This is a genomic window from Streptomyces sp. MJM8645, assembly GCF_001625365.1.
Taxonomy (GTDB): Bacteria; Actinomycetota; Actinomycetes; order Streptomycetales; family Streptomycetaceae; genus Kitasatospora.
The window spans coordinates 6,044,834-6,069,126 of record NZ_LJJF01000001.1 but is presented as its reverse complement, the minus strand read 5'-3'; the positions used below and the strand labels follow the sequence as shown (position 1 = coordinate 6,069,126).

At 73.9% G+C, this 24,293-nt stretch carries 21 protein-coding genes; 11 read left to right on the top strand and 10 right to left on the bottom strand.

Annotated elements, in window-relative coordinates; translation table 11 throughout:
• Positions 1-19 precede the first annotated feature (19 nt).
• Complete coding sequence (locus A6F73_RS25860) at positions 20-1,162, top strand: polysaccharide deacetylase family protein (protein WP_063349980.1); 1,143 nt, start codon at positions 20-22, stop codon at positions 1,160-1,162.
• 82 nt (positions 1,163-1,244) lie between these two features.
• Here the strand turns inward: A6F73_RS25860 and A6F73_RS25855 are convergent, their stop codons facing one another.
• A complete protein-coding gene (locus A6F73_RS25855) occupies positions 1,245-1,631 on the bottom strand; it encodes a hypothetical protein (protein WP_244293498.1) in 387 nt (128 codons plus the stop codon).
• A 314-nt stretch (positions 1,632-1,945) separates the two neighbouring features.
• Between A6F73_RS25855 and A6F73_RS25850 the strand changes: the two genes are divergently transcribed.
• The gene (locus A6F73_RS25850) at positions 1,946-2,842 is read left to right on the top strand and encodes a nitroreductase/quinone reductase family protein (protein ID WP_208869119.1); all 897 of its coding nucleotides are present in this window, start codon (positions 1,946-1,948) and stop codon (positions 2,840-2,842) included.
• 194 nt (positions 2,843-3,036) lie between these two features.
• Here the strand turns inward: A6F73_RS25850 and A6F73_RS25845 are convergent, their stop codons facing one another.
• From A6F73_RS25845 to A6F73_RS25835, 3 genes are all read right to left on the bottom strand, one after another.
• Positions 3,037-3,813 carry an SGNH/GDSL hydrolase family protein gene (locus A6F73_RS25845; RefSeq protein WP_107452956.1) on the bottom strand — a complete coding sequence of 259 codons (777 nt, stop codon included), beginning with the start codon at positions 3,811-3,813 and terminating at the stop codon, positions 3,037-3,039.
• Between the two features lie 530 nt (positions 3,814-4,343).
• On the bottom strand, positions 4,344-5,042 hold the full coding sequence (locus A6F73_RS42575) for a hypothetical protein (RefSeq protein WP_063349977.1): 699 nt from the start codon (positions 5,040-5,042) through the stop codon (positions 4,344-4,346).
• Between the two features lie 205 nt (positions 5,043-5,247).
• Positions 5,248-6,117 carry a hypothetical protein gene (locus A6F73_RS25835; RefSeq protein ID WP_159398544.1) on the bottom strand — a complete coding sequence of 290 codons (870 nt, stop codon included), beginning with the start codon at positions 6,115-6,117 and terminating at the stop codon, positions 5,248-5,250.
• 1,311 nt (positions 6,118-7,428) lie between these two features.
• Between A6F73_RS25835 and A6F73_RS25830 the strand changes: the two genes are divergently transcribed.
• Together A6F73_RS25830 and A6F73_RS25825 are read left to right on the top strand one after the other, a co-directional pair.
• Positions 7,429-8,598, top strand: coding sequence for an exonuclease SbcCD subunit D (locus tag A6F73_RS25830; protein WP_063349975.1), 1,170 nt, complete (start codon positions 7,429-7,431; stop codon positions 8,596-8,598).
• Positions 8,595-11,648 carry an SMC family ATPase gene (locus A6F73_RS25825; RefSeq protein WP_063349974.1) on the top strand — a complete coding sequence of 1,018 codons (3,054 nt, stop codon included), beginning with the start codon at positions 8,595-8,597 and terminating at the stop codon, positions 11,646-11,648. The genes A6F73_RS25830 and A6F73_RS25825 overlap by 4 nt, the downstream gene beginning before the upstream one ends.
• Positions 11,649-11,780: 132 nt before the next feature.
• Here the strand turns inward: A6F73_RS25825 and A6F73_RS25820 are convergent, their stop codons facing one another.
• Complete coding sequence (locus A6F73_RS25820) at positions 11,781-11,999, bottom strand: hypothetical protein (RefSeq protein ID WP_063349973.1); 219 nt, start codon at positions 11,997-11,999, stop codon at positions 11,781-11,783.
• Positions 12,000-12,235: 236 nt separating this feature from the next.
• Here A6F73_RS25820 and A6F73_RS25815 point away from each other — a divergent pair, with 236 nt between their 5' ends.
• Positions 12,236-12,832, top strand: coding sequence for a DUF1990 domain-containing protein (locus tag A6F73_RS25815; protein ID WP_079136004.1), 597 nt, complete (start codon positions 12,236-12,238; stop codon positions 12,830-12,832).
• 72 nt (positions 12,833-12,904) lie between these two features.
• Here the strand turns inward: A6F73_RS25815 and A6F73_RS25810 are convergent, their stop codons facing one another.
• Both A6F73_RS25810 and A6F73_RS25805 read right to left on the bottom strand, forming a co-directional pair.
• Positions 12,905-13,351, bottom strand: a complete 447-nt coding sequence (locus A6F73_RS25810; protein ID WP_063349972.1) for a YjbQ family protein — start codon at positions 13,349-13,351, stop codon at positions 12,905-12,907.
• Between the two features lie 240 nt (positions 13,352-13,591).
• Positions 13,592-13,858: a hypothetical protein gene (locus A6F73_RS25805; protein WP_063349971.1), complete on the bottom strand. Its 267-nt coding sequence runs from the start codon at positions 13,856-13,858 to the stop codon at positions 13,592-13,594.
• A 775-nt stretch (positions 13,859-14,633) separates the two neighbouring features.
• Between A6F73_RS25805 and A6F73_RS25800 the strand changes: the two genes are divergently transcribed.
• A complete protein-coding gene (locus A6F73_RS25800) occupies positions 14,634-16,844 on the top strand; it encodes a CDP-glycerol glycerophosphotransferase family protein (RefSeq protein WP_063349970.1) in 2,211 nt (736 codons plus the stop codon).
• Positions 16,845-16,982: 138 nt separating this feature from the next.
• On the opposite strand, the gene A6F73_RS25795 is transcribed toward A6F73_RS25800, so the two are convergent.
• Positions 16,983-17,195, bottom strand: a complete 213-nt coding sequence (locus tag A6F73_RS25795) for an EF-hand domain-containing protein (RefSeq protein WP_063349969.1) — start codon at positions 17,193-17,195, stop codon at positions 16,983-16,985.
• Between the two features lie 174 nt (positions 17,196-17,369).
• On the opposite strand from A6F73_RS25795, the gene A6F73_RS25790 reads away from it, so the two are divergent.
• A complete protein-coding gene (locus A6F73_RS25790) occupies positions 17,370-18,038 on the top strand; it encodes a lysophospholipid acyltransferase family protein (RefSeq protein WP_063349968.1) in 669 nt (222 codons plus the stop codon).
• An 82-nt stretch (positions 18,039-18,120) separates the two neighbouring features.
• Here A6F73_RS25790 and A6F73_RS25785 read toward each other — a convergent pair whose 3' ends face one another.
• Both A6F73_RS25785 and A6F73_RS25780 read right to left on the bottom strand, forming a co-directional pair.
• Positions 18,121-19,962: an ABC transporter ATP-binding protein gene (locus A6F73_RS25785; RefSeq protein WP_063349967.1), complete on the bottom strand. Its 1,842-nt coding sequence runs from the start codon at positions 19,960-19,962 to the stop codon at positions 18,121-18,123.
• Between the two features lie 167 nt (positions 19,963-20,129).
• Positions 20,130-20,903 carry an SDR family oxidoreductase gene (locus A6F73_RS25780; protein ID WP_063349966.1) on the bottom strand — a complete coding sequence of 258 codons (774 nt, stop codon included), beginning with the start codon at positions 20,901-20,903 and terminating at the stop codon, positions 20,130-20,132.
• A 156-nt stretch (positions 20,904-21,059) separates the two neighbouring features.
• Here A6F73_RS25780 and A6F73_RS25775 point away from each other — a divergent pair, with 156 nt between their 5' ends.
• From A6F73_RS25775 to A6F73_RS25760, 4 genes are all read left to right on the top strand, one after another.
• On the top strand, positions 21,060-21,260 hold the full coding sequence (locus A6F73_RS25775) for a hypothetical protein (protein ID WP_063349965.1): 201 nt from the start codon (positions 21,060-21,062) through the stop codon (positions 21,258-21,260).
• Positions 21,261-21,518: 258 nt separating this feature from the next.
• Positions 21,519-22,286 carry a hypothetical protein gene (locus tag A6F73_RS25770; protein ID WP_063349964.1) on the top strand — a complete coding sequence of 256 codons (768 nt, stop codon included), beginning with the start codon at positions 21,519-21,521 and terminating at the stop codon, positions 22,284-22,286.
• A complete protein-coding gene (locus A6F73_RS25765) occupies positions 22,283-23,215 on the top strand; it encodes a hypothetical protein (RefSeq protein WP_063349963.1) in 933 nt (310 codons plus the stop codon). Before A6F73_RS25770 ends, A6F73_RS25765 begins: the two co-directional genes overlap by 4 nt.
• Complete coding sequence (locus tag A6F73_RS25760) at positions 23,212-24,225, top strand: serine hydrolase domain-containing protein (RefSeq protein ID WP_107452955.1); 1,014 nt, start codon at positions 23,212-23,214, stop codon at positions 24,223-24,225. The genes A6F73_RS25765 and A6F73_RS25760 overlap by 4 nt, the downstream gene beginning before the upstream one ends.
• Positions 24,226-24,293: the final 68 nt, after the last annotated feature.

Sequence of the window (24,293 nt, the reverse complement as noted above, 5' to 3'; positions counted from 1 at the left end):
TGCGCGCCTGTCCACGCGCTTGTCCGCGCTGGCCGCCTCCGTCGCGCTGCTCACCGCCTTCGCCGCCCCGGCGGCCTCCGCCGCCCCCGGGCCCGCCCCGGCCAGCGCCCCGAGCGGTCCGAACACCCCGAGCGGCCCGACCGTCAACCTGGCCACCAACCCCGGCTTCGAACTGCCCGCCCCCGACCTCTCCGCCTGGGGCGCCGTCCCCGGCTGGAACTGCACCGGCGGCCCGGCCGAAGCCGCCGTCACCACCACCGCCGCGCACTCCGGCGCCTCCGCGCTCACCGTCACGCCGGCCGCCGCCGACTCCACCGGCGAGTGCGCGCAGACCGTGGCCGTCCAGCCCAACACCGCCTACACCGCCTCGGCCTGGGTCCGCGGCGCCTTCGTCTACCTGGGCGCCACCGGCACCGGCAGGGACGTCGCCCCGGCCTGGACCGAGACCACCGGCGGCGGCTGGCAGCAGCTCACCACCCGGTTCACCACCGGCCCGAACGCGCACAGCGTCCGGCTCTACGTCCACGGCTGGTACCAGCAGGGCCCGTTCTCGGTCGACGACGTCCGGGTGGACGGCCCCGCACCCGCCCCGGCCGTGGCCGCCGGATCCGTGCCCACCAGCGACAAGGTCGTCTTCTTCACCATCGACGACGGCTGGCAGCGCACCCCCGAGGCGGAGAAAGTCATCGCCGACCACCGGCTGCCGATCACCGCCTTCCCGCTGCCGATGCCGGCCGGCACCGACCCCGACTTCTTCCGGCGCGTCACGGCCGTACCCGGCTCCTCCATCCAGGACCACAGCGTCTCCCACTCCGACCTCAGCAAACTGCCGCTGGCGCAGCAGCAGATCGAGATCTGCGACGCCCGCGACACCCTGACCCGCCAGTTCGGCACCACACCGGTGGCCTTCCGCCCGCCGTACTTCGCCTGGAACGCCGACACCCTTCAGGCCGCCGCCAACTGCGGCATCCGCACCGTGCTCACCGCCGACGCGGACTTCAGCTGGGGCGCGTCCAACATCTGGCACCCGGGCCTGCTGCAGCCGGGCGACGTCGTCCTGATGCACTGGACCGACACCCTCGCCGCCGATCTCCAGCGCGCCCTCGCCGCTGCCGACGCGGCCGGGCTCAAGCCGGCCGGCCTGGTCGACTACCTGCGCTGACGCGTCGCCGTCGGCGGGCTCCCCAGGGAGCCCGCCGACGGGGGCACCCACTCGCGGGGCTCCCGTCCACCGGCGGCCGGGCTCAGCCGAAGACGTGCGCCATCCAGCCGCGCAGGCGCTCGTCGAAGTCGGCGGCGCCGGTGAAATCGTTGGCCGGGATCACGCCGCCCTCGGCGTCGTCCTGCTCCTCCCAGCCGGCGGCGAGGTACTCGACGTCGGCCCAGCCGCCACGGAACAGCACCACGTGCAGTTCGCCACCGGACAGCGGGTCCACGACCTGGACGCCGACGGAGTCCGGGTCCGTGACGCGGGCGCGGTCCGTCTCCAGCGGCTGCGGCCACGGGGCCAGGGCGTCGCGCCAGGTGAGCGCGCCGACCGTCAGACCGGCGGCCCGCCAGCGTACGGCCCGGGCGGCGATCCGCTCGGCGGCGTGGTCGAGGTCGACGATGCGCTCCACGACGGCGTTCACTTCCCTTCATCGGCGATCCCGCGTCGGCGAATCCGCGTCGGCGGCCCCGCGTCGGCGATCTTTCGGCGGCGATCTTGCTCGTTGACAGGGCGTCCGCGCGTGGCTCTAATGGGGGCGTGCAGCGCGGCGCCGGCCACAGAGTAGTGGGCCGGCCGGCAGCCGAGCGAGCACCTTTATCCGAGGGACGATGCGCGATGAGTACTTTCTCCGCTGCCCTGATCTGACGTAGGCGGTCACCGTGGTGTCCGCGTGCGCACCCGTGCACCGCGTGTGGCCGTGACTCCCAACCCCTGTAGGAGACTTCACCCACACCTATGTCCATGTCCACGAACCATGTCAACCAGTTCAACCAGAGCGTCATCGAGGAGTTCCGGGCCAACGGCGGGCGGGTCGGCGGCCCGTTCGAGGGCGGCGACCTGCTGCTGCTCACCACCGCCGGGGCCAGGTCGGGCAAGCCGCACACCGTGCCGCTCGGGTACGTCCGGGCCGAGGGACTGCTCCTGGTCGTCGCCTCCGCCGCCGGGGCGCCGGACCATCCGCAGTGGTACCGCAACCTGCTCGCCCGACCGGTGGTCCGGGTCGAACTCGGATCCGAGGCGTTCGACGTGATCGCCGTACCCGCCGAAGGCGCCCGCCGGGAGCGGCTGTTCGCGGCCGCCGTCCGGCAGGCGCCCGGGTACGGCGACTACCAGGCGAACACCGACCGGGAACTGCCGGTGGTCGTCCTGGAACGACCCGAGACACCCGCGCGCGAGGTGCGCAGCCTCGCCGACAAGCTGTTGGAGGCGCACACCTGGCTGCGTGCGCAGCTGCGCCACGTCCGGGAGGAGACGCACTCGCACGTCGCGGGCCGCCCGACCGGCCTCGGGCTCCAACTGCGCCAGCACTGCCTAGCCTTCTGCGAGGGGCTGACGCACCACCACAGCGGCGAGGACGCCGCGATCTTCCCCGCGCTCGCGCGCAATCACCCGGAGCTGGCCGGGGTGCTGGAACAGCTGGGCGAACAGCACCTGGTGATCGGGTGGATCAAGGAGGAGCTGGTGGCACTGCTGGCCGGGATCGAGGTCACCGAACCGGACCGGCTCCGGGCCGAGTTGGACCGGATGTCGGCCGAGCTGGAGGCGCACCTCGACTACGAGGAAGCGGAACTGCTCCCGACGCTCGCCGGGATCCCGTTCCCACCGCTCCGGCCCGGTCCGGCCCGGGACTGAGACGCACGAATGCCGTCGGCCCCTCTCCCCGCGCTCGGGGAGAGGGGCCGACGGCCCGCGTGCCGGGTTCGGCGGGCGCCCTGGAGCGACGGCCTACCGATGCGACGGTCCCACCTATGTGACAGGCCTGCCTCTGTGACAGGCCTGCCGATGCGACGGGCCTGCCGATGCGATGGCCTACCGGCGCGAAGCCGTTACGACTGGCTGAAGACCGGGAGGTAGCCACCGGACTGGCCGGCGGCCTTCGGGTGGTAGCTCTCGTCGACCGGCAGGGTGGCGCTGTTGAGCCAGGTGGTCAGCGAGCCGCAGATCTCGTGCTCGGTGAAGATGCTGCGCACGTCGCCGAAGCTGAAGCCGGCGTTGGCGACCCGCTTGGCGATGACCTCGTCCAGCGTGTCGGCGGCGCCGTTGATCGCGGCGCGCTTGGTGTCACTGATGCCGAGGATGCAGCTGCCGCCGATCTTGTAGAGGTGCGGGTAACCCAGCACCACCACGTGGGCGTTCGGCGCCTTGGTGTGGATCGTCGAGTACACCTTGTCCAGCTGGGCGGGCAGGGTGTTGCGGGCGTAGTTCTGGGCCGCGCTGACGGCGCTGAGGCAGGTGCTGTCCGACTCCAGCACGCAGGTCTTCATGGTGTCGGCGAAGCCAGCGTCGTTGCCGCCGACCGACAGGCTGACCAGCGTGGTGCTGGAGCTCAGCGCGGAGATCTGGTTGCTGAGGACGTCTCCGGTTCTGGCGCCGGAACACGCGACGAACGAGAAGGACGACGGCGAGTGCGCGTTCTTCCACAGGTACGGGTAGGCGTTGGTGCTTCGCTTGCAGTTGCCGCTGTCGCTCAGGTAGCTGCCGGCACCGACACCGGCGGAGTAGGAGTCCCCGAGGGCGACGTAGTTGACGCTCGCCGCATTCGCGGATGAAGCGGTGAACAACGTGGTCAGAGTGAGCAGAGCCGCTATCGCGGCAACGGACATGGCGCGCGCTGGACGGAGCATGGCACCTCCTGGTGTGGTATGGGTCACAGAAGTGATACCAGGCAGTAGGTGAACCGGGAAGCGGTCATGCCAAGGACATTGACGGGCAGTCCGACAACGCAGAAGTGAACCATCGGCCACAGGGCGTGAGTTGGCGCTGGTCAGCGCCGGTGTACGCCGACCGGCGTCGGTCATCGCGCGTAGACAGTGGTCGGTGAAAAAGTCAGCGAGTGGTCAGTTGGTAGTCAGGGCGCGGCCAGGACACCGTTACGACACGGCCATCGCCAGGCCACCCCGCCGTACGACGCGTCGCGTCGCGCCGGGGCTCGCCACGGCACAGCGCGGCACGAACCGGCACGACACGACCCGACTCCGCGCGAACCGACTTCTCACGCAAGGGCGTCAGCGCACGCGGGCTCCGGCACACGCGGACTCCGGCGCACGCGGACTCCGGCGCACGCGGACTCCAGCTCGAAGCCCTGACCGTGGATCAGGCGGACGGCGCCGTCACCCGGCAGCCCCTCCTCCGGCTACGTGAGGCCCGGGTGAGGCTCGCTAGGGCACACCGCATCCGGGTGGACGGCCTCCGGGTAACCGGCGTCCGGACACGCGGCATCCGGGTAGACGGCGCCGGGGAAGACCACGCAGCCCTCCACCGGCAGCTCCTCGATCGCCTCGTTCGCGGCGACCGGCACGCCGAGCCGGCGGGCGGCGGTGGCGACCGCCACCCGGGCCTGGCGCAGCCCGGGCGCGCCCCAGCCGAGCAGTTCGACGGCGAGTCCGGGCGCGACCAGCAGCCGCCGGTAGTGCCGGCCGGAGGCCGGGTCGGCCGCGCTCGGGCCGACCGCGCGCAGCGCCGCCGCCATCCGGACCCGCGCGCACTCGTGCCCGCCGTTGGCCGAGCCGACCCGGTCGTAGAGGTAACCGAGGTAGTACGGTCGGCCGATCACGGCCTGGGCCTCCTCGGCCGCCTCCCGGGCCAGCGCGGAGGCCGGATCCCCGGCGTCCTCCGGTTCCAGCGAGCCGCCGGGGAGCGAGCAGATCCCGTCCCTGGGGTTGACCAGGGTCAGCACCCGCCCGTCCGGAGCGAACAGCCACCCCCAGGACTGCTTCACCGGCAGCCCCTCGGGCACCTGCTCGCCCGGCCGCCACGGCCACCCCGCCGTGGGACGCCGGCGCACCCTGCCGAGCAGCTCGGCGATCTCCGCGCTGTACTCGATCCGGCTCATGCGTCCCCCTCTCGCTGTCGGGCTCGCCGGACCGGCAGTGCGCGGGACGGACCTGCGGAGCACGGTACGGAGCGGAGCGGCCGGAGCGGCGGCGTGGGGCACCGCGCGCTCCTGCTGTTGATCTTCTCCGAATCTTCCCCGAACAGGCGGTCGATGAACAGTCCCCAGCGCCGCATGGTGGATGGCAGGAGTGGAAACCCCCTGATCACCCCAGCGGCCCACCCCCCTCCTCCGACGGGGAAGCGGGCTCCGAAAAGCCCGGCAGCGGGAAGCCCGGTCGCGGGACCACCCCGGGCGGGAACGGCAGCCCGCGCGCGGCGTCGTCGGCCAGCTCGTCGAACACCTCGTGCACCGTCATCGGCCGCAACCGCCCGCCGGCCAGCGCCCAACCGCGCACCCACGGCCCGTCCGAGGCCGAGGCCCCGGACGCCGGGACGCCCGGATCGCCGTGCAGCAGCAGCGCCCCCGCCCCGCCGCCAGCGACCCCCGCCGCCAGCGTCACGCAGAACGCCTCGGTGTCCCGCCCGGCGGGGTAGAGGCCGCCCGCCTCCACGCAGACCTCCACCGCCGAGCTGAGCTGCTCGCCGTCCTCCGGGCCGTGGCAGCGCAGCGTCAGCAGGTGGCAGCCCTCCCCCGCGCCCTCGGCCAGCGCGAGGTAGGCCGATGTCACGTACCCCATCACCGCCGCCAGCCGCCGCTGCCCGTCCGGGTCGTCGCCGACCGCCTCCAGCAGGGCCACGCCCGCGACGGACATCCGCACCCGCGCCCGGTGGTCGTCCAGCAGGACCGGGAGCAGTTCGGCCAGCCGCTCCCCCGCGTAGACGAAGGGCTCCCCGGCCAGCTCCGGATCGCCCGCGTACGCGACCCGGGCGGCGGGCGTCCGGGGGTCGAGGCCGAGCGCCGTGCAGTAGTCCTCGTAGTCACCCGCCTCCAGGACCCGCAGGTGCACCTCCAGGCCCTGCGCGTGCAGGGCCCTCAGCTGCTCCTCCGAGCGCCGCAGGTACTCCTGGTGGGCGAGCCGGCCGAACAGCCCGTACCGCGCGAGGCCGGCGAAGTCGGACGCAGCCGCCGCCACCGCGACCGCCACCGGCTGCGGCGGCGGAGCACCCCGGGCCCGCCCGCCACGGCGCCCCCGCGCACCGGCCCCGCCCGCACGCCCTCCCGGCGGCCGGTCACCACCGGACGGCCGGGCCCCGCCGGGAGCACCCGGCCCGCCATCCGCCCCGGCCCGCCGCCCGGCGCGCAGCAGCACCCGCCGGCGGACCCGCGACCGCCCGAAGACATCGACGGCCCCGGAACCCCGGCAGCCCCCACAACGCCCCGCACAGCGCTCCGCAACCCCGGAGCCCTCACGACCCAACGACCACACCCGCATGGTTCCTCCCACCGACTAGCCCAGCACCGGACACCGTCGACCGCTCCGACCCTGGAGCCGCCGACGTCGAGGAACATACACAGAGCCACTGACAATCCACCCCAAGTAATCGAACACGCGCGCCCCAGGACCCCTGGGCTCCCGATCCGGACGGGATTGTCAGTACCGGACGTTAGGGTCGGGAACCATGCGACTGCCGCATGGAGACACAGCCCAATAGGCGGCAGCTTTGGGCGCACCAGCAGATCTGGCCGCAAAAGCAGCGAGTTGGATGGACCACTTCTGGACGACGATCCAGCTGTGAACGGGTGCGCCGTACAACGGCGAATGCCCGCCGGTGCAGGGCACCAGCGGGCAATCCCGAAATATCATTCCTCGAAGCGCTTGCCGCTCCAGCCCGCCGGAGTCACAACGGTGTTGCGTGCTCCGCCGTTGACCCAGTGCCAGTTGGCGGTGCTGGCCTCGCCGGTCCGTCCGGGCACGGAGGCCTGAGCGTGGGCCTCCTCGGTGCCGACCGGAACGGCCGCACCCGTCGCAGGGAAAGCCGTGACGACTGCCGTGCTTTCCGCACCCGTCTGGGCAAGCGCCACACCGGCACCGAGGCTGAACAGCGCAGTTGCCGCTACGCCAACTACTACACGCTTGATCACTATGGTTGTCCAAGGACTCGAAGGGGTCAGTTCTCACAGTGGACCAGCGGCCAGTAGACATTCGATCAACGCCAGTTGTGCGGCGAATCTCGGGGGCCTCGTGAAACAAGGAAAGCGGGCCCCACCCGAGAAGGCGGGGCCCGACCCATTTTCCTTGGGATCCACGATCCGGATCACCGCCGACGTCTGCGGCCGCCTGTCCCCTGATGCGGGTGAGAGGCTGAGGGCTGTGATGGACGGGGCTCTGTCGGTGGGTCCTGTGATACTCGGTACTGACCAGGCGCCGGCCGCGTGACCGGTGCTGACTCGGTGCTGACTCGGAGGACATGGAAGTGGCAAACATGCAGGTAGGGGCGCTGTAGTGCGACTGCTGCATACCTCCGACTGGCATCTGGGCCGTTCCTTCCACCGGGAGAGCCTGCACGACGCCCAGCGCGCCTTCCTGGACCACCTGGTGGACGTGGTCCGGGCCGAGCGCGTGGACGCCGTGCTCGTCGCCGGGGACGTGTACGACCGGGCGCTGCCGGGCCTGGACGCGGTCGCCCTGTTCGACGACGTGCTGCACCGGCTGGCCGGGCTGGGCGTGCCGACGGTGTTCATCAGCGGCAACCACGACTCGGCCCGCCGCCTCGGCGTCGGCGCCGGGCTGATCGGCCGGGCCGGCATCCACCTGCGCACCGACCCGGGCGAGTGCGCCGCCCCGGTGCTGCTGGCGGACGAGCACGGGCCGGTGGCGGTGTACGGGCTGCCGTACCTGGAGCCGACGCTGGTGCGCGAGCGGTTCGGGCTGGAGCGCGGCGGGCACGCGGCGGTGCTCGGCGCGGCGATGGACCTGGTCCGGGCCGATCTCGCGGCCCGCCCGGCCGGCACCCGCGCGGTGGTGCTGGCGCACGCCTTCGTCACCGGCGGCACGGCGAGCGACAGCGAGCGGGACATCGCGGTCGGCGGCGTCGCCTCGGTGCCCGCCTCCGTCTTCGACGGCGTGCACTACGCCGCGCTCGGCCACCTGCACGGCTGCCAGACCCTCGCCCCGCACCTGCGCTACAGCGGCTCGCCGCTCGCCTACTCCTTCTCCGAGGTGGACCAGCGCAAGACCATGTGGCTGGTCGACCTCGCGGCCGACGGCTCGGTCGCCGCCGAGCGCGTCGACTGCCCGCGCCCGCGCCCGCTCGCCACCCTGCGCGACAGCCTCGACGCGCTGCTCACCAAGGACGAGTACGCGCCGTACGAGCAGGCCTGGGTGCAGGCGACGCTCACCGACGCGGCCCGCCCGAGCGAGCCGATGGAGAAGCTGCGGCGCCGCTTCCCGCACACCCTCCAACTGCTCTTCGACCCCGAGGAGAGCGAGGCCGAACCCTCCCGGTCGTACGCGGCCCGGGTCAGCGGCCGGGCCGACCTGGAGATCGCGGAGGGCTTCCTGCGGCACGTGCGCCCGGGTGCCGAGCCGGAACCGGACGAGCTGGGCTGGCTGCGTGCCGGGTTCGAGAGCGTCCGGGAGACCACCGACCGGAAGGCGGACCTGCCCCGATGAGGCTGCACCGGCTCACCGTCAGCGCGTTCGGCCCGTTCGCGGGCAGCGAGAGCGTCGACTTCGACGCGCTCGCCGCCGGCGGCCTGTTCCTGCTGCGCGGCGCCACCGGCGCGGGCAAGAGCAGCGTGCTGGACGCAGTCTGCTTCGCCCTCTACGGCGACGTCCCCGGCACCCGGCGGGCCAACCGGCTGCGCAGCGACCACGCCGAGGCGCGCAGGCTGACCGAGGTCCGGCTGGAGCTAACGCTCGGCGGGCGGCGGCTGCAGATCACCCGGCTGCCGGAGCAGCGGCGGCCGAAGAAGGTCGGCACCGGCACCACCGTCGAGCGGCCGCAGACCCTGCTGCGCGAGTGGGCCGCCGACGCGGGGGACGGCACGCCCGGCTGGCGGGCGGTGAGCAAGTCGCACCAGGAGGCCGGGGAGGAGATCCACCGGCTGATCGGCATGAACCGGGAGCAGTTCTGCCAGGTGGTGCTGCTGCCGCAGGGCGACTTCGCCCGCTTCCTCAAGGGCGACTCGGAGGAGCGCGGCAAGCTGCTGCGGCGGCTGTTCGACACCGAGCGGTTCCAGCACGTCGAGGGGTGGCTCGCGGAGCAGCGGCGCGTTCAGGAGGCCGCCGTCCAGGCCGGCCGTCGCCGTCTGCGGGATCTCGCCAGCAAGGCCGAGCAGGCGGCCGGCCCGGGCGCCGAGCCCGCCGAGGGCTGGGTGCCGGCCGAGGAGGACGCCGCCGACCTGACCGCCGGGGTGCTCGGCTGGGCGGCGATCCTGCGCAGCGGCGCAGCCGAACAGCGCACCGTCGCCGGGGCCGCGCTGGCAGGCGCCGAGGAGGCGCAACGCACCGCCCAGGGCGAGCGCGCGGCCGCCGAGGAGCTGGCCGGGCGGCAGCGCCGCCACCGGCAGGCGCTGCTCCAGGCCGACCGGCTGGCCGCGTTCGAGCCCGAGGCGGCCCGGGACGGCCGGCGGCTGGCGGCGGCGCAGGCGGCCGTCGGGGTGGAGTCCGCGCTGCGGCTGCACGAGGGCGCGACCGAGGCGCACCGACGGGCCCGGGAGGCCGAGCGACGGCACCGCGAGGTGCTGGCCGGCGACGGCGGCACGGGCAGCGCTGCCGCCGGGGGCCCGGCACTCGCCGAAGCGGGGACCGCCGAGCTGGCCGAGGCCGAACGCGAACTGCGGGCCGGGCTGGTCCGGCTGGAGGCCGCCGGGGCGGAGGAGCGGCGCTGCGCCGAACTCGCCCGCGAGCAGCGGAGCCTGGACGAGGAGCGCCGGCGGGCCGACGAGCTCGCCGAGGAGGCCGAGGACTGGCTGGCCGAGTACGACGCGCGGCTCGGCGGCCTCCAGGAGCAGCAGGACCGGGCCCGGGCGGCGGGCGCACTGGTCGAGCAACTCGACGGCCGACGGGCCGAGTTGAGCACCCGCCTGGATGCCGCCCGGGAGCGTGACGGCCTGCGGGCCGAGATCGCCGCCGCCGAGCCACGCGCTGCCGCCCTGCGCACCGCCGCGCTGGACGCCCGCGAGTACGGCCTCGGCCTGCGCGAGCGGCGGCTGGCTGGCATGGCCGCCGAGCTGGCCGAGCAACTGCGCACGGGCGAAGCGTGCCGGGTCTGCGGCTCACCCGAACACCCGGCACCCGCCGAGACCACCGACGGCCGGGTCGGCGCCGACGACGAGGAGCGTGCCCGCCGGGCCCAGGCCACCGCCGAACAGGCCTGGACGGCAGCGGACCAGACCCTCACCGCGCTGCGGGTCCGCGAGGCCACCGCCACCGGCGCAGCCGGGCCGGAGGGCTCCGACGCGCTCGCGCAGGCCCTCGCCGAGCTGGACCGCGAGCACCGCGAGGCACTGCACTCGGCGGAGGCGCTCGGCCGGGTCGAGCAGGAGATCGCCCGTTTGTCGGCCGACCGGGACCGCCGGCTCGCCGAGCTGCGCGAGGCCCGGGAGCGCGCCGCCGTCCGCACCGACCGGCTCCAGGCGCTCCGGCACGAACAGCGCGAGCTCGCCGCACGGGTGACCGCGGCCCGGGGCGAGGCGGCCTCCGTCGCCGCGCGGGCGGCCGCGCTGGAGCGGCTGGTCGAGCGGGTCGCCGCCGTGGCCGAGGCCTCGCGGGCCTGCGCTCAGGCGCTGGCCCGGCTCGGGGACGCCGAGGGCGAGCTCGCCGAGGCCGCGGCCGCAGCGGGCTTCCCGAGCGCCGAGGAGGCCCTGGCCGTGCTGCTCCCCCGCGCGGAGCGCGAGCGGCTGGCAGCCCGACTGGAGCGGCACCGGACGGAGTCCGCCGCCGTCCGGCACGAACTCGCGCTGCCCGATCTGGCCGAGGCCGCGGCCCGTCCGCCGGTCGACCTGCCCGCCGCCGCGGCCGCGCTCGGCGCCGCCACCGACCGGCTGGGCCGGGCCCACGCCGCCCGCTCGGCGGCCGACGAACGGTGCGCGGCACTGGCCTCGATCGGTCGGCAACTAGCCGACCTCGCGGACGAGTTGGCCCCGGCGCTGGCCCGGTACGGGCGGATCAACCGGCTCGCGGCGCTGGCCGCCGGCACCTCCACCGAGAACCGGCTCCGGATGCGCCTGGAGTCCTACGTCCTGGCGGCCCGGCTGGAGCAGGTCGCGGCGGCGGCCAGCGACCGGCTGGTCCGGATGTCCGGCGGCCGCTACACCCTGGTGCACAGCGACGACCGGGGCACCGGCAACAAGCGCTCGGGCCTGGCCCTGCGGGTGGTCGACGCCTGGACGGGCACCGAGCGGGACACCGCGACGCTCTCCGGGGGCGAGAGCTTCTTCGCCTCCCTCGCCCTGGCCCTGGGCCTGGCCGACGTGGTCACCGACGAGGCCGGCGGCATGCCGCTGGACACCCTGTTCATCGACGAGGGCTTCGGCACGCTCGACGAGCAGTCCCTGGAGGAGGTGATGGACGTCCTCGACGGCCTGCGTGAACGCGACCGGGCGGTCGGCATCGTCAGTCACGTCGCCGACCTGCGCACCCGCATCCCCGCCCAGCTCCTGGTCCGCAAGGGGCGACGCGGCTCGACCCTGGCCCTGGCCGGGAGGGAGGACGCCTAGGGGCCGCCCAGGGACACTGCCAGCGGCTTTGAGACGGCCTTCCCGGGCCTTCTCGCCCCAGCATCACCGCAGGTCAGCGACTTGCGGGCGCTGTCAAGCCGGTGGCATCGCGGCTAGGGGCTCTCTTTCGGATCAGCCCGAACAGGCCACCCGCTGGGCCTGCTGCCAGGCGCAGACCGGGCACAGCGTGCTGCCCGGGTGGTCGGCGGGCAGTTCGGTCGGCTCCCCGCACAGGACGCAGTCGGCCCGCGGCCCGGTCGACGCCGGATCGCGCACCAGCGCCGCCTGCGCCCCGTCGTCGGGGGCGAACTCGCAGACCGCCGTGTCCTCGTTCCTCGCGCTGTCGCTCATGCCGCCTTCCTACTCCGCCCCCGGCCCCCGCCGCAAGGCGCCGCCGACCCGAGCCCGAACCGAGCGCCGGCCCGCCCTGACCCAGCCTGACCCGGTCCCCGCACTCCTCGATCAGGGCGGCGGCGCCGTCCAGGAGCGGGCGCAGCCCGAACCGGCCCGCCCCCGCCCGACCCGACCCAGCTCCCCCCGGGCGACCCGCCGACGGCGGGCCCACGACGCCCGGCTACGGTGACCGCATGGCCACCGACCTCCAGCGGCGCCTGCTCGCCGCCCGCGCCAGCGCGCCCTCCTACCCCGAGGTCGGCGCCACCCGCGGAGGCCCGCTGCCGGACGGCTACGCGCACCTGCGGCGGCGGGTGCACCTGGGCCGCGGGCCTCAGGTGCTGGCCCGGGCCGGGCGGTACGTACTCGGCTGGGGCAGCCAGCTGGGCACCGGTTTCGCCGTGTACCCGCACGCGCCGGCCGAGCCGGGGTCGACGGTGCTGCTGCGGCTGAGCCTGCCGGGCAGCCGGTGGCCCCGGCTGGTGATCCCGTGCCGGGTGGCGTGGACGGTCGAGGAGCCGGACCGGATCGGCTTCGCGTACGGCACGCTCTCCGGGCACCCGGAGTGCGGCGAGGAGGCGTTCCTGGTGTCCATGGACGCCGCCGGCGAGGTGTGGTTCGAGGTGTCGGCGTTCTCCCGGCTGACCGCCTGGTACGCGCGGCTGGGCCGGCCGGTCGCGCTGCTCTGCCAGTACCTGGCGATCGAGCGCTACCTGGCCGCGGTGGCCGCCGCCATGGCCGTGGCCGAGCCGGCCGGGCCCGCGGGCCCGGCCGATCCCGCCGTCGAGTAGCGCGTCGAGTCGGCCTAAGGAATGTCGGCCGAAGGAGTCCCGCCCGAGCGAGTCCCGGCCGCAGAAGTCGGGTCAGCCGAAGAAGGAGAGCCGCACCGTCCGGCGCGGATTGTCGCCGTTGGTGTCGATCAGCACCACGGACTGCCAGATGCCGAGCGCCAGCTGGCCGCCGATCACCGGCAGGGTGGCGTGCGGGGCGACCAGGCCGGGCACCACGTGGTCCCGCCCGTGGCCGGGGCTGCCGTGCCGGTGGCGCCAGCGGTCGTCGGCGGGGAGCAGTTCGCGCAGGGTGGCGAGGAAATCGTCGTCGCTGCCGGAGCCGGTCTCCAGCACCGCGATTCCGGCGGTGGCGTGCGGGACGAAGACGTTGAGCAGGCCGTCGCAGCCGGCGGCCCGCTCGGTGAGGAACGCGGCACAGCGGTCGGTGATGTCGAGCGCGACCTCTCGGCTGCCGGTGGTGATCTCGATGGTGGTGGTCTGGAAGAGGCCCTGGTGGGTGGAGTGGATGTTGTCCGCCATGGCGCCATCCTGACCCACCTCGACGGGCCCCGCGCAGCACCTCGCCGACTCCGCCTGTGGGGGCGGCGAGGTGCACTAGGCTGAAAGGTTTAGACCACATCGGCCCGGCCGGGGCGTGCCCGGATCCGAGCACGCCGAAGACCCGACGGTCCGTGTGGTCCGCCGGGTCGGGGTCCCGATCCGCACCGGGTGGCCCGGGAGGCCCGGGCCGCGGAGCCGTAGGCCCCGGGCCGACGGGCGCTAGCCGCGCCCGCCGAAGAGGCTTCGCCGCAGCCGGCGCAGTGGCGTCAGCAGCGAGATCCGCGCGTGACGACGCTTGGCCGTCGGGGCGTCCGCGCCGCGCGGCGTCAGCTCCCTTATCAACCCGAGCGCCTCGGCGGTGTCCACCGCCGGGAGCGCGGGCGCGCCGAGCACGGCCAGGTGTCGGTCGATCCGACGGCCGGTCGTGCCGACACCGCACTGGATCGCCGGCACGCGGGGCCGAGTCCGCACTTGCATGTGTTCCATCAGTTTTCCCACCCCTACGAGGCGCCAGGGCCGTGAGGCGAAGACTATCCGCGATGGACGGCCTTCGCGCAACCGTCCTTGGTGTTGTGCCACCGTACCGTGCGGCGTCAACTGACGATGCACCAGGGGCCACCAGGGCGATCACGACTAGGCATCAATGATGGTGCACGACCGGCCATCTGTCAGCAGTACCCGGGGCACAGGTCCGGCGCCCGGCCGCACGGCGCACGCCGGGCGCGCGCGACCCCGCACGCGTCCCTGCGGGCGGCCCGGCGGCCATGAGGGATGCCGCGGCGGATGCGGCGGTGAACACGACGCGGATACCGCGGTGGATATAGGGGACAGCCGGGGCCGTCGACAAAGCGACCGGTCGACACCTCCAGGCTTCATGAAGTGAACACATTCGAGGGATTGACTCCGGGGAATCCTCCAAGCAATATCTGTGAGAACGCGTCCGCGCCCGCATCGCACCCGGGCGCGTGTTCGAGTGATGAAGAACTCCGGCTCCCGCGAGCCACTGCCCGGCCGCCTCGACGCTGCGGTGGCCAGGCTCGCGAGGTGCCCGGAAAGGCGGTCGGCCGTAGAGGGTCGGCCGGGCCGCCGCCAGGCTGCCGGTGCCGCCCCGTTCAGGGCCCGGCACCGGCGGTTCCGGGCCCAGCGGCGATCGTGGCCACGGTTCCACCGCGGCCGGTCAGCCCGGCCGGTCACCTCGGCCGATCACCCCGGTCGGACGTCCCCGCAGGTCGCACCCGGTCGATCGGTAGACTCGGCCAGCGTGCCCCTCCTCCTCAGCATCGTGCTCCCGGTCCACGGCGTGGAGCGGTTCCTGCCGCGCTGCCTCGACTCGATCCTCGGCGACACCCCCGCCACGGAGTCCCGTTTCGAGGTGATCGCGGTCGACGACCTCTCCCCCGACGGCTCCGGCGCGATCCTGGACGCCTACGCGGCCCGCGACCCCCGACTGCGGGTCCTGCACCTCACCGAGAACCAGGGCCTCGGCGGCGCCCGCACCGCCGCCCTGGCGCAGGTGCGCGGCGAGTACGTCTGGTTCGTGGACAGCGACGACTGGCTGCCCGAGCGAACGGTGGGCGCGATCCTGGACGAACTGGAGCTGGAGCAGGAGCGGGAGCGCGGGCCCGGGACGCCCGCCGACGTCCTGCTCACCGGCTTCACCCACGTCTACCCGGACGGCGAGACCGAGCCGAACCCCTGGCGCCACGTGCTGGCCGACTCCCCGCTGGTCGAGGGGTGCACGCTGGCCGAACACCCGGCGCTGTTCCAGACCGTGATGTCGGTCTGGAACAAGGTGTTCCGCCGCGCCTTCCTGGAGGGCCTCGGCGTCTCCTTCGGCCGCGGCTACTACGAGGACATCTCGGTCACCTACCCCGCGCTGCTGGCCGCCGAGCGGCTGCGCTACCTCGACCGCCCCTGCTACTTCTACCGGCGCGGCCGGGACGGCGCGATCACCGCCACCGCCTCCCCCAAGCACGCCGACGTGTTCGCCCAGTACGACGCGATCTTCGCCTTCCTGGACCGCCCGGACCGCCCCGGCCGACCCGTCCCCGACGCACTGCGCACCCTGGTCTTCGACCGGACCGTCCGGCAGGCGCTGAACGTCTACGACACCCCCGGGCTGGTCCCCGCCGACCGGCGCAAGGACTTCTTCCGCCAGATCGCCCGGCACTTCGCCCGGCACCGCCCGACCGGCTACCGCTACCCCGGCGGCGTGCGCGGCGTGCAGTACCGGCTGGCCGCGCGCGGCGCCCGGATCGCGTACGCGGAGCTGCGCCGCACCGGGCAGCTGCCGCGCGAACTCAAGCGCGGGGCAAGGGCGGTGGCCCCGGCCGTGAAGAAGGGCGTGCGCAGCGGCGCCCGGTTCACCGCGTACAACGCCTTCCGCCGGCTGCCGCTGGACGAGCACCTGGCGGTCTACGCGGCGTACTGGCACCGGGGTTACGCGTGCAGCCCGGCGGCGATCTACGAGAAGGCCAGGGAACTGGCGCCGCAGATCCGGGGCGTGTGGGTGGTGGAGAACCGCAGGCAGGCCGCGGCCATGCCGCCCGGCGTGCCGTACGTGATCGTCAACACCCCCGCCTACCTCAAGGCGATGGCGACCGCCAAGTACTTCGTCAACAACGTCAACTTCCCGCGCACGATGGCGAAGCGGGCGGGCACCGTGCACGTGCAGACCCAACACGGCACCCCGCTCAAGGCGATGGGCATGGACCTGCGCGAACGCCCCGAGGCCGCCGAGGGGATGGACTTCGAGCGGCTCCAGGAGGCCGTCGACCGCTGGGACTTCCTGGTCTCCTCCAACCCGCACACCAGCGAGCACTTCACCCGCGCCTTCCCCGGCCGGTACGAGATGCTGGACACCGGCTACCCGCGCAACGACCGGCTGGCCAACACCACACCGGACGAAGTGCGGGCCATGCGCGAGCGGTTCGGGCTGCGGCCGGACACCACGGCCGTGCTGTACGCCCCGACCCACCGCGGCGACCAGGGCGGCTACGTACCGCTGCTGGACGTCCGGGAGCTGGCCCGGCGGCTTGGCCCTGACTTCACCCTGCTGGTGCGCACGCACTACTTCCACACTGGCGGCCCGGGCGACTTGGCGGCGGGCGAGGGTTCGGCCGCGATCGTCGACGTCTCGGCCCACCCGACCGTGGAGGACCTCTACCTCGCGGCGGACGCGCTGGTGACGGACTACTCGTCGATGATGTTCGACTACGCGGTGCTGGACCGGCCGGTCGTGATCTTCGCGCCGGACTGGGAGGAGTACCAGCGGGTGCGCGGCGTCTACTTCGACCTGTTCGAGCAGCCGCCGGGGGCCGTCACGGTGGACCCGGACGGGCTGGCGAAGGCGCTGCTGGCGGGCGATCCGGAGCCGGCCGCGCGGGCCCGCTTCCGGGCGCGGTTCTGCCCGTGGGACGACGGCGGTGCGGCGGAGCGGGTGGTGCGCCGGGTGTTCCCGGTGGAGTCCTGAGGCGCCCCGCGGCGCTCCCGGAGCCTTGAGGATCCGTGAGGAGCCGTGCGGAGCCCTGAGGAGCCTTAAGGAGCCGTGAGGAGCCGTGCGGCACCGGGCCCGGCGCCGCCGGTACGGCGACCGGACCCGTCGGCACGCTCAGCGCTGGCGGGCGGCCAGGAACTCGTCGAAGGTCAGGAAGCCCTGGTGACGGGTGTCCATGGCGTGGATCAGGGCCTCGGCCATCGACAGCGTCACGGCGTGGTCGCCCATCTCGTTCGCGACCAGCGCGTATTCGGCCGGAGTGATCTTGCCATCGCCGTTCTTGTCGAAACGGTCGAACATGGCCTTGATCGCCTCGGTGGTCTCCATCGTGCCCTCCTGGTACTGCGGGGTTGCGCTCTGTTCGGACGGGCGTACCCTACCCGGCCGTGGTGCGCGCCACGGTCGCCGGGAGTGGACGGCCGCGGGGGTGGTTGTCGTAGTCTGCGGATCTGATTGCAGGCCCGGGCTCCTCCCGGGCGATCGTTCGTCCAGGGAGGGACCATGCTCGATCTCGCCACCAGGCTGGTGCTGAAACCCGTCTCACGCGGCATCTGGCGGCCGACCATCGAGGGCATCGAGAACGTGCCGCGCAAGGGCGGGGTCATCCTGGCCAGCAACCACCTGTCCTTCATCGACAGCGTGGTGATCCCGCTCACCGCCCCGCGCCGGGTCCACTTCCTCGCCAAGGCCGAGTACTTCACCGGGACGGGGCTCAAGGGCCGGCTCTCCAAGGACTTCTTCGAGGCGATCGGCGCGGTGCCGGTCGAGCGCGGCACCTACCGTTCCGCTCAGGCCTCGCTGGAGTCGGCGCTGGAGATCCTGGAGGACGGCAAGGCCTTCGGCATCTACCCCGAGGGCACCCGGTCGCTGGACGGCCGGCTCTACCGGGGCAAGACGGGCGTCGCCTGGCTGGCGCTGACCGCGGGCGTGCCGGTGGTGCCGGTGGCGCTGGAGGGACCGGAGCAGATCCTGCCGGTGGGCAAGCGGGTGCCGCGGATCAAGAAGGTGACCGTCCGGTTCGGCGAGCCGCTGCACTTCGACGAGCTGCACGGGCAGGCCCGCTCGCTGAAGGCCCGTCGGCAGGTGACCGACGAGGTGATGGCGGCGATCCAGCGGCTCTCCGGCCAGGAGGTCGCGGAGCGCTACAACGAGGCACCGAAGGCCGCGTAGGCCCCGGCCGCGCACCACGCCACATCACGCCGCGCCACACCTCGCTGCGCCACATCACGCTTCGCCGCACCGGGGCGAGCGCTCACACGTGTCCGAGCGCGGCCGCCTCCGGTACGACGGCGGCCGGCTCCGGTGCCTCCCGGCGCAGCAGTGCCGCGTAGCGCCCGTCCAGCTCCACCAGTTCCTCGTGGGTGCCGAGTTCGACCACCTCACCACGGTCGAGGACGGCGATCTGGTCGGCGGCCCGGACGGTGGAGAGCCGGTGCGCGATGGTGATGGTGGTGCGACCGGCGGCCAGGGTGTCCACGGCCTGCTGGACGGCCTGTTCGGTGCGGTTGTCGAGCGCGCTGGTGGCCTCGTCGAGGATCAGCACCGGCGGGTTGCGCAGGATCGTCCGGGCGAGCGCGAGGCGCTGCTTCTCACCGCCGGAGAAGCGGTAGCCGCGCTCGCCGACCAGGGTGTCGTAGCCGTCCGGCAGGGCGGCGATGGTCTCGTGGACCTGCGCGGCCCGGGCGGCTTCGACCAGTTCGGCGTCGGTGGCCTCCGGCTTGGCGAAGCGCAGGTTCTCGGCGACCGAGGCGTGGAAGAGGTAGGTCTCCTGGGAGACCACGCCGACCGCGCGGGCCAGCGTGTCGAAGGACAGTTCGCGCACGTCCACGCCGTCGATGGTGACCCGGCCGCCGGTGACGTCGTACAGCCGCGGGACGAGGTAGCTGAGCGTGGTCTTGCCGGAGCCCGTCTCACCGACCACGGCCAGTGAGCTCCCGGCCGGGACCTTGAGTTCGATCCCGGAGAGCGTCGGCCGTTCCTGCGCGGGGTCGTAGCGGAAGTCGACGTCCTCGAAGCGGACCTCGCCGCGGATGTCGGTCAGGTTCCGCGGCTTCGGCGGCTCGGCGATCTCCACCGGCAGGTCGAGGTACTCGAAGATGCGCTGGAAGAGCGCGAGCGAGGTCTGCACGTCCACTCCGGTGGAGAGCAGGCTGACGGTCGGGCGGAACAGGCCCTGCTGGAGGGTGACGAAGGCGACCAGGGTGCCGACCGAGACGATCGGTGCGCCGCCCGCCGCGGACAGCCCCGCCGCCCAGTAGATGACCGCGGGCATCGCGGCCATGACGATCTGGATGGTGTTCATCCGCCAGCGCCCGGCCATGCTGGCCCGCACTTCGAGGTCGGCCAGCTGGTCGGACTGCCCGGTGAACTCACGGGCGAGCGAGTCGGAGCGGCCCATCGTGCGGCCGAGCAGGATGCCGCTGACCGACAGCGACTCCTGGACCGCCGAACTCATCGCGGCCAGCTGCTTCTGCCGCTCGGTGGTGATCTTCTTGCGCTCGTTGCCGACCCGCCGGCTGATCCAGACGAACAGCGGGAGCAGCAGCAGCGAGACGACGGTGAGCCGCCAGTCGAGCGCGACCATGGCGACCACGGAGGCGATCACCGCGGTGAAGTTGGAGACCAGGCTGGTCGCGGTGGACGTCACGGTGGACTGCATGCCGCCGATGTCGTTGGCGATCCGGGACTGCACCTCGCCGGTGCGGGTGCGGGTGAAGAAGGCCAGCGACTGCCGTTGCAGGTGGCTGTAGACGGCGGTGCGCAGGTCGTGCATGACGCGCTGGCCGACGGTGGTGGAGATCAGCGTCTGCAGGACGTTGAAGATGCTGTTCACCACGGCCGCGAGAACCATGCCGAGCGCGAGCAGGCTGAGCAGCCCGGTGCGGCCCTGCGGGATCGCGGTGTCCAGGACGGCCTTGAGCAGGAACGGCGAGGCCACCGACACCACGGCGGAGGCCGCCACCAGCAGCCCGACGACCGTGAGGCGGCCCGTGTACGGGCGGAAGAGGGCGAGGATGCGCCGCCACTGGGCCGGCGGGCGGGGCTCGCCCTGGGCGCGTTCGGGCGGGGTCCAGTTGATGGTGGTGGGTCTCAAGGGCAAACCTCCGTGGGTGGGGCGGTCGGACGGCCGCCAGCATAGCGAGAATAGCTCATAGTTAGACTAGCTAATAGTGAGGCTGGATCTATTCCCATGGCGACCGCCCCTCCGGCCGCCCGACCGACCGCTCGGCCACTCCGACCGCCCCGACCGCCCCGACCGCGTCAGTTCGTCCGGTAGCTGCGCGCCGCCTTCGAGGACAGGCCGCCCAGCCGACCGGAGGGCAACAGGCGGGCGAGGGCCACCACCGCCTTGTAGCGCTTGCCCGGCACGGACACCGACCGACCCCGGGCCAGGTCGCGCATCGCCTCCGCCACCACCCGCTCGGCCGAGAGCCAGGACCAGGCCGGGATGTTGCCGGTGCCCATGCCCGCCCGCTGGTGGAACTCGGTACGGGTGAAGCCCGGGCAGAGCGCCATCATCCGCACCCCGGTGCCGCCGAGGTCGCGCAGCACGCCCTGGGTGAAGCTCACCACCCACGCCTTGCTCGCCCCGTACGTGCCGCGCGGCAGGAACGCCGCCACCGAGGCGACGTTCACGACCGCGCCGCGACCGCGCTCGCGCATCCCCGGCAGGGCCGCCGTGGTCAGCCGCAGGATCGCCTCGATGTGCACCTTCAGCATGTCCAGCTCGTCCTGGAGCGGGACGGTCCCGAACGCGCCCTTGTTGCCGAAACCGGCGTTGTTGACGAGCAGGTCCACCGGGCGGGCGGAGTCGGCGAGCCGGGCTTCGACGGCCGCGATGCCCTCGTCGGTGGCGAGGTCAGCGGTCAGCGTCTCCACCTCGACTCCGTACTCGGCGTGCAGGTCGGCGCTCGCGCGCTCCAGGCGCTCGGTGTCCCGGGCCACCAGGACGAGCCGGTAGCCGCTGCGGGCGAGCCGGCGGGCGAACGCGGCTCCGATGCCGGCGGTCGCGCCGGTGATCAAGGCTGTGGTCATGCCCCCGACGGTACCGACTCACCGCGGCCGCGCCCACTCCGAATGGACTATCCCGGCCCGGCCATCTGCGGATGCAGGTACCGGACCGCGCCCTTACCGTTCGGACGGGGGCATCGCCCGACCGGGTGGTGACGCTCAACTGAGGAGGCACTTCTGATGCTTACTCACTGCCGGACCCACCGGACGACGACCACGCCGACCGCGACGCGCGCCGAGGCGGACACACTCGCGAGCCTGATGGTGGAGGACGAGGCCGTCGTGTCCGACGCGCCCACGTACTCGCCCGAAGCCCTCGGACTCCTGCTGCTGGCGCTGTTGCTGTCGCCGAAGCCGCCGAAGGAGAAGTCGACCCGCTAGCAGCCGGGCGACCCGATCACCGACCCGGTAGCCGGGCGGCCCGATCGCGGGGCCGGTGCCGGGCGGCCCGATCGCGGGGCCGGTGCCGGGCGGCCCGATCGCGGGGCCGGTCCACCGACGTGGACCGGCCCACCCCTTCCCCGGCGCCTCGGCGGGCCTGACGAGGGCTCGTGAGCCCGTTCTCGTGAACCCGCGCCCGCGAGCCCACTCCCGCGAGGCCGCCCGCCGGGGGCTCCCCGACCAGGAGGAACACCACCGATGCCCTTCGCCGAGACGCCACTGCGCGACGAGTACGCCGCAGCCGTCGAACGGGTGGCGCGCCGGACCCTCGACGCCCTCCGGGGTGACGGGGGCGCAGCCGCGCTCGCGGACCCGGACGGCGCCGTACCGCGCCCGACCCTGGCCGCACTGCGGGTGCTCGGCGCAGACCTCTTCGCCCCGCAACTACTCACCGGGGCCGCGCCCGACGGGCCCACCGCCGTACTGCTGGCCGAGGCCCGGCAGGCCTTTCCGGCACCGGACCCGGCACCGGACTCGGCACTGGACTCGGCAGCGGTCTCGGCCGACGCCGCGCTGGTGATCGCATGGCAGGACTGGGCGGCCGAGCAGGTGCTCGCCCGCACGCCGTACGGAACCGGTGCCCCACCGCCCGTGCCGCCTCCGGGCCCGGAGGCCGTCGGCTGGCAAACCTGGTCGGTACGAATGGCGCAGCTGTCCGTCCTGGCACTGCCCGGGCTCGACGGCCCGGTGCACGACACCGCCCGCGCGCACACCCTGGCCCTTGCCCGCGGCACCGTCCGCTCCATGCTGCGTCGCGACCTCCCCACCGCCGCCCGGCTCGCCCGCTGGCTCGCCTGGGCCGGTGCCGAAGGCCGGCCGCTGCGGCTGGAGGTCGAGCCCGTCCTGGAACGCATCCGGCTGGCCGGTAACGGCAGCGCCCGCACCGGACTTGAGCTGGCCATCGCCCGTCGGATGCTCGACCGTTCCTCCCGTCCGCCGACCGACCGACGGAGCCGGGTCCGATGACCGACACCCACGTCCTCGCCACCGCGCAGCGGCTCGCCTCCCGCGCGCTGGCCTGGCTGCACGCCTCCCACGCCGACGGCCTCGGCCGGATCCCGGACAACACCGTGGTCGACCTCTCCGACCCCGACGACGCCTACAAGCCGCTCGGCGAGATCGCGCTGGCCGCTTCGCTGATCCTGCGCGACGGCGTCACCGGGCCCACCGAGGCCCGCACCGCACGCGCGCTGCTCGACCACGCCTGGGGGCAACTGCGCGAGGGCGACCTGCTGTACGAGCGGCAGCTGCGCCACTTCACCATGACCGACCCGCTGGAGACCTACGCCCACTTCGCCCGGGCCGGCTACCGCCACCCGGCGTTGGAGGAACTGCTCGATTCGCTCAGCCGGTTGCGGGCCGCGCACGCCGAGGAGATCCACCCCAACCGACGCCTGGGGGTCGCCAACGCCCGACGGGTCGTCGGGCTCGCCCACCAGCCGGACTGGGCCGCACTCGCCGCCGGCACCTGGCTGGGCGCCACGCCCGAACCGTGGGCCGTCAACTGGATGACCGGCTACGACATCACCCACACCGTCTTCCACCTCACGGACTGGGGCGCCCGCCCGGACGGCCTGCCGGAGCCGATGCGCGACCACGTGCGCGACTGGCTGCCGGCCTGGCTCGACGTCTGGCTGGAGATCGGCCAGTGGGATCTCGCCGCCGAACTCCTCGTGGTCGACGCCTGCATCGGCGAACCGGCCACCGGACGGCAGGGCTGGGACGCGCTGGCCGCCGCCCAACACGAGGACGGCCTGCTGCCGCGCGACACCGACCCGGTCGACGAGGACCGCGAGCGGGCGTTCCAGGACCACCAGCACACCGCCGTCGTCGCGGTGGTGGCCGGTGGCATCACGCTCGCCCGGGCACTCGGGGCCACCGCGGCGGTCGCGTGAACGGGCTGGGTCCGGCGGTCGCGGAGGCGGTGCGCGCGGCCGGACCGTACGCCACCGCCGTCACCGTGGCCGTCACGCGCGGGGACGCGGAGGAGGTGCGCTGCCACGGGCGGCTCGGGCACGGGCGGACGGCCGCGTGCTCTCCGGACACCGTCTTCGAACTCGGTTCGGTCAGCAAGACCTTCACCGCGCTGCTGCTGGCACAGATGGCCGCGTGCGGAGACGTCTCCCTGCACGACACGGTCGAACACCGCCTGCCGGACTGCTGGCGCCCGGTGACCGTCCGCTCCCCCGAACCGATCCGGCTGCTGCACCTGGCCACCCACACCTCTGGCCTGCCCCGGCTGCCGCCCGGACTGGCCGCGCGCGCCGTGCCGACCTGGTTCAGCAATCCGTACGCCACGTTCGGGGACGAGCAGTTGAGGGCCGGAGTGGCCCGAACCACCGTACGGTGCAGGCCCGGCAGCCGGTACCGGTACTCCAACTACGGCGTCGCGCTGCTCGGGCGGGCACTCGCCGAGACGGGCGGGTTGCCCTACGGGGAACTGCTCTCCGAACGGGTCCTCCGACCGCTGGGCCTCGGTGCCACCACCTGTACGGCGGACCCGCCGGGGCGGGCGGTCGGGTACCGGCGCGGACAGGAACTTCCGCCCTGGCGCATCCCCGGACTGCCGGGGGCCGGCGCGCTCCGGGCGAGCGGGGCCGACCTGTTGCGCTACCTGAGGGCGCATCTCGACGGCGGCCACGGCGAGTTGGCGGCCGCGCTGCGCGAGGTCCAGCGGCCGCGGCTGCGGCTGCCGCGCTCGACGGACGAGCTGTGCCTGGTGTGGAACCACCGCCGCCCGGGCGGGCGCGACCTGTACTTCCACGCCGGGGCGACCCGGGGGTTCACCGCCTTCGTCGGGTTCTCGCCCCAGGCGTCGGCCGCGGTGGCGGCCCTGGCCAACACCGGGCCGTCGTTGGACGGACGGTTCCTACAGGCGGCGTACGAGGTGCTGCAGGCGGCTTAGGACCCGACCTGGGGGGTGCGGCGCCGCGGCCCAGGCGGCGGCGGGCGGCGGGCGGCGGGCGGCGGGCG

Bases quoted from the DNA above. Each gene is read 5' to 3' on its own strand.
- A6F73_RS25810 (WP_063349972.1), bottom strand. From the start codon at position 13,351: ATGGCGGACAACATCCACTCCACCCACCAGGGCCTCTTCCAGACCACC.
- A6F73_RS25775 (WP_063349965.1), top strand. From the start codon at position 21,060: ATGCTTACTCACTGCCGGACCCACCGGACGACGACCACGCCGACCGCG.
- A6F73_RS25790 (WP_063349968.1), top strand. From the start codon at position 17,370: ATGCTCGATCTCGCCACCAGGCTGGTGCTGAAACCCGTCTCACGCGGC.
- A6F73_RS25795 (WP_063349969.1), bottom strand. From the start codon at position 17,195: ATGGAGACCACCGAGGCGATCAAGGCCATGTTCGACCGTTTCGACAAG.
- A6F73_RS25765 (WP_063349963.1), top strand. From the start codon at position 22,283: ATGACCGACACCCACGTCCTCGCCACCGCGCAGCGGCTCGCCTCCCGC.
- A6F73_RS25780 (WP_063349966.1), bottom strand. From the start codon at position 20,903: ATGACCACAGCCTTGATCACCGGCGCGACCGCCGGCATCGGAGCCGCG.
- A6F73_RS42575 (WP_063349977.1), bottom strand. From the start codon at position 5,042: ATGAGCCGGATCGAGTACAGCGCGGAGATCGCCGAGCTGCTCGGCAGG.
- A6F73_RS25845 (WP_107452956.1), bottom strand. From the start codon at position 3,813: ATGTCCGTTGCCGCGATAGCGGCTCTGCTCACTCTGACCACGTTGTTC.
- A6F73_RS25815 (WP_079136004.1), top strand. From the start codon at position 12,236: ATGGCCACCGACCTCCAGCGGCGCCTGCTCGCCGCCCGCGCCAGCGCG.
- A6F73_RS25825 (WP_063349974.1), top strand. From the start codon at position 8,595: ATGAGGCTGCACCGGCTCACCGTCAGCGCGTTCGGCCCGTTCGCGGGC.
- A6F73_RS25820 (WP_063349973.1), bottom strand. From the start codon at position 11,999: ATGAGCGACAGCGCGAGGAACGAGGACACGGCGGTCTGCGAGTTCGCC.
- A6F73_RS25805 (WP_063349971.1), bottom strand. From the start codon at position 13,858: ATGGAACACATGCAAGTGCGGACTCGGCCCCGCGTGCCGGCGATCCAG.
- A6F73_RS25770 (WP_063349964.1), top strand. From the start codon at position 21,519: ATGCCCTTCGCCGAGACGCCACTGCGCGACGAGTACGCCGCAGCCGTC.
- A6F73_RS25850 (WP_208869119.1), top strand. From the start codon at position 1,946: ATGTCCATGTCCACGAACCATGTCAACCAGTTCAACCAGAGCGTCATC.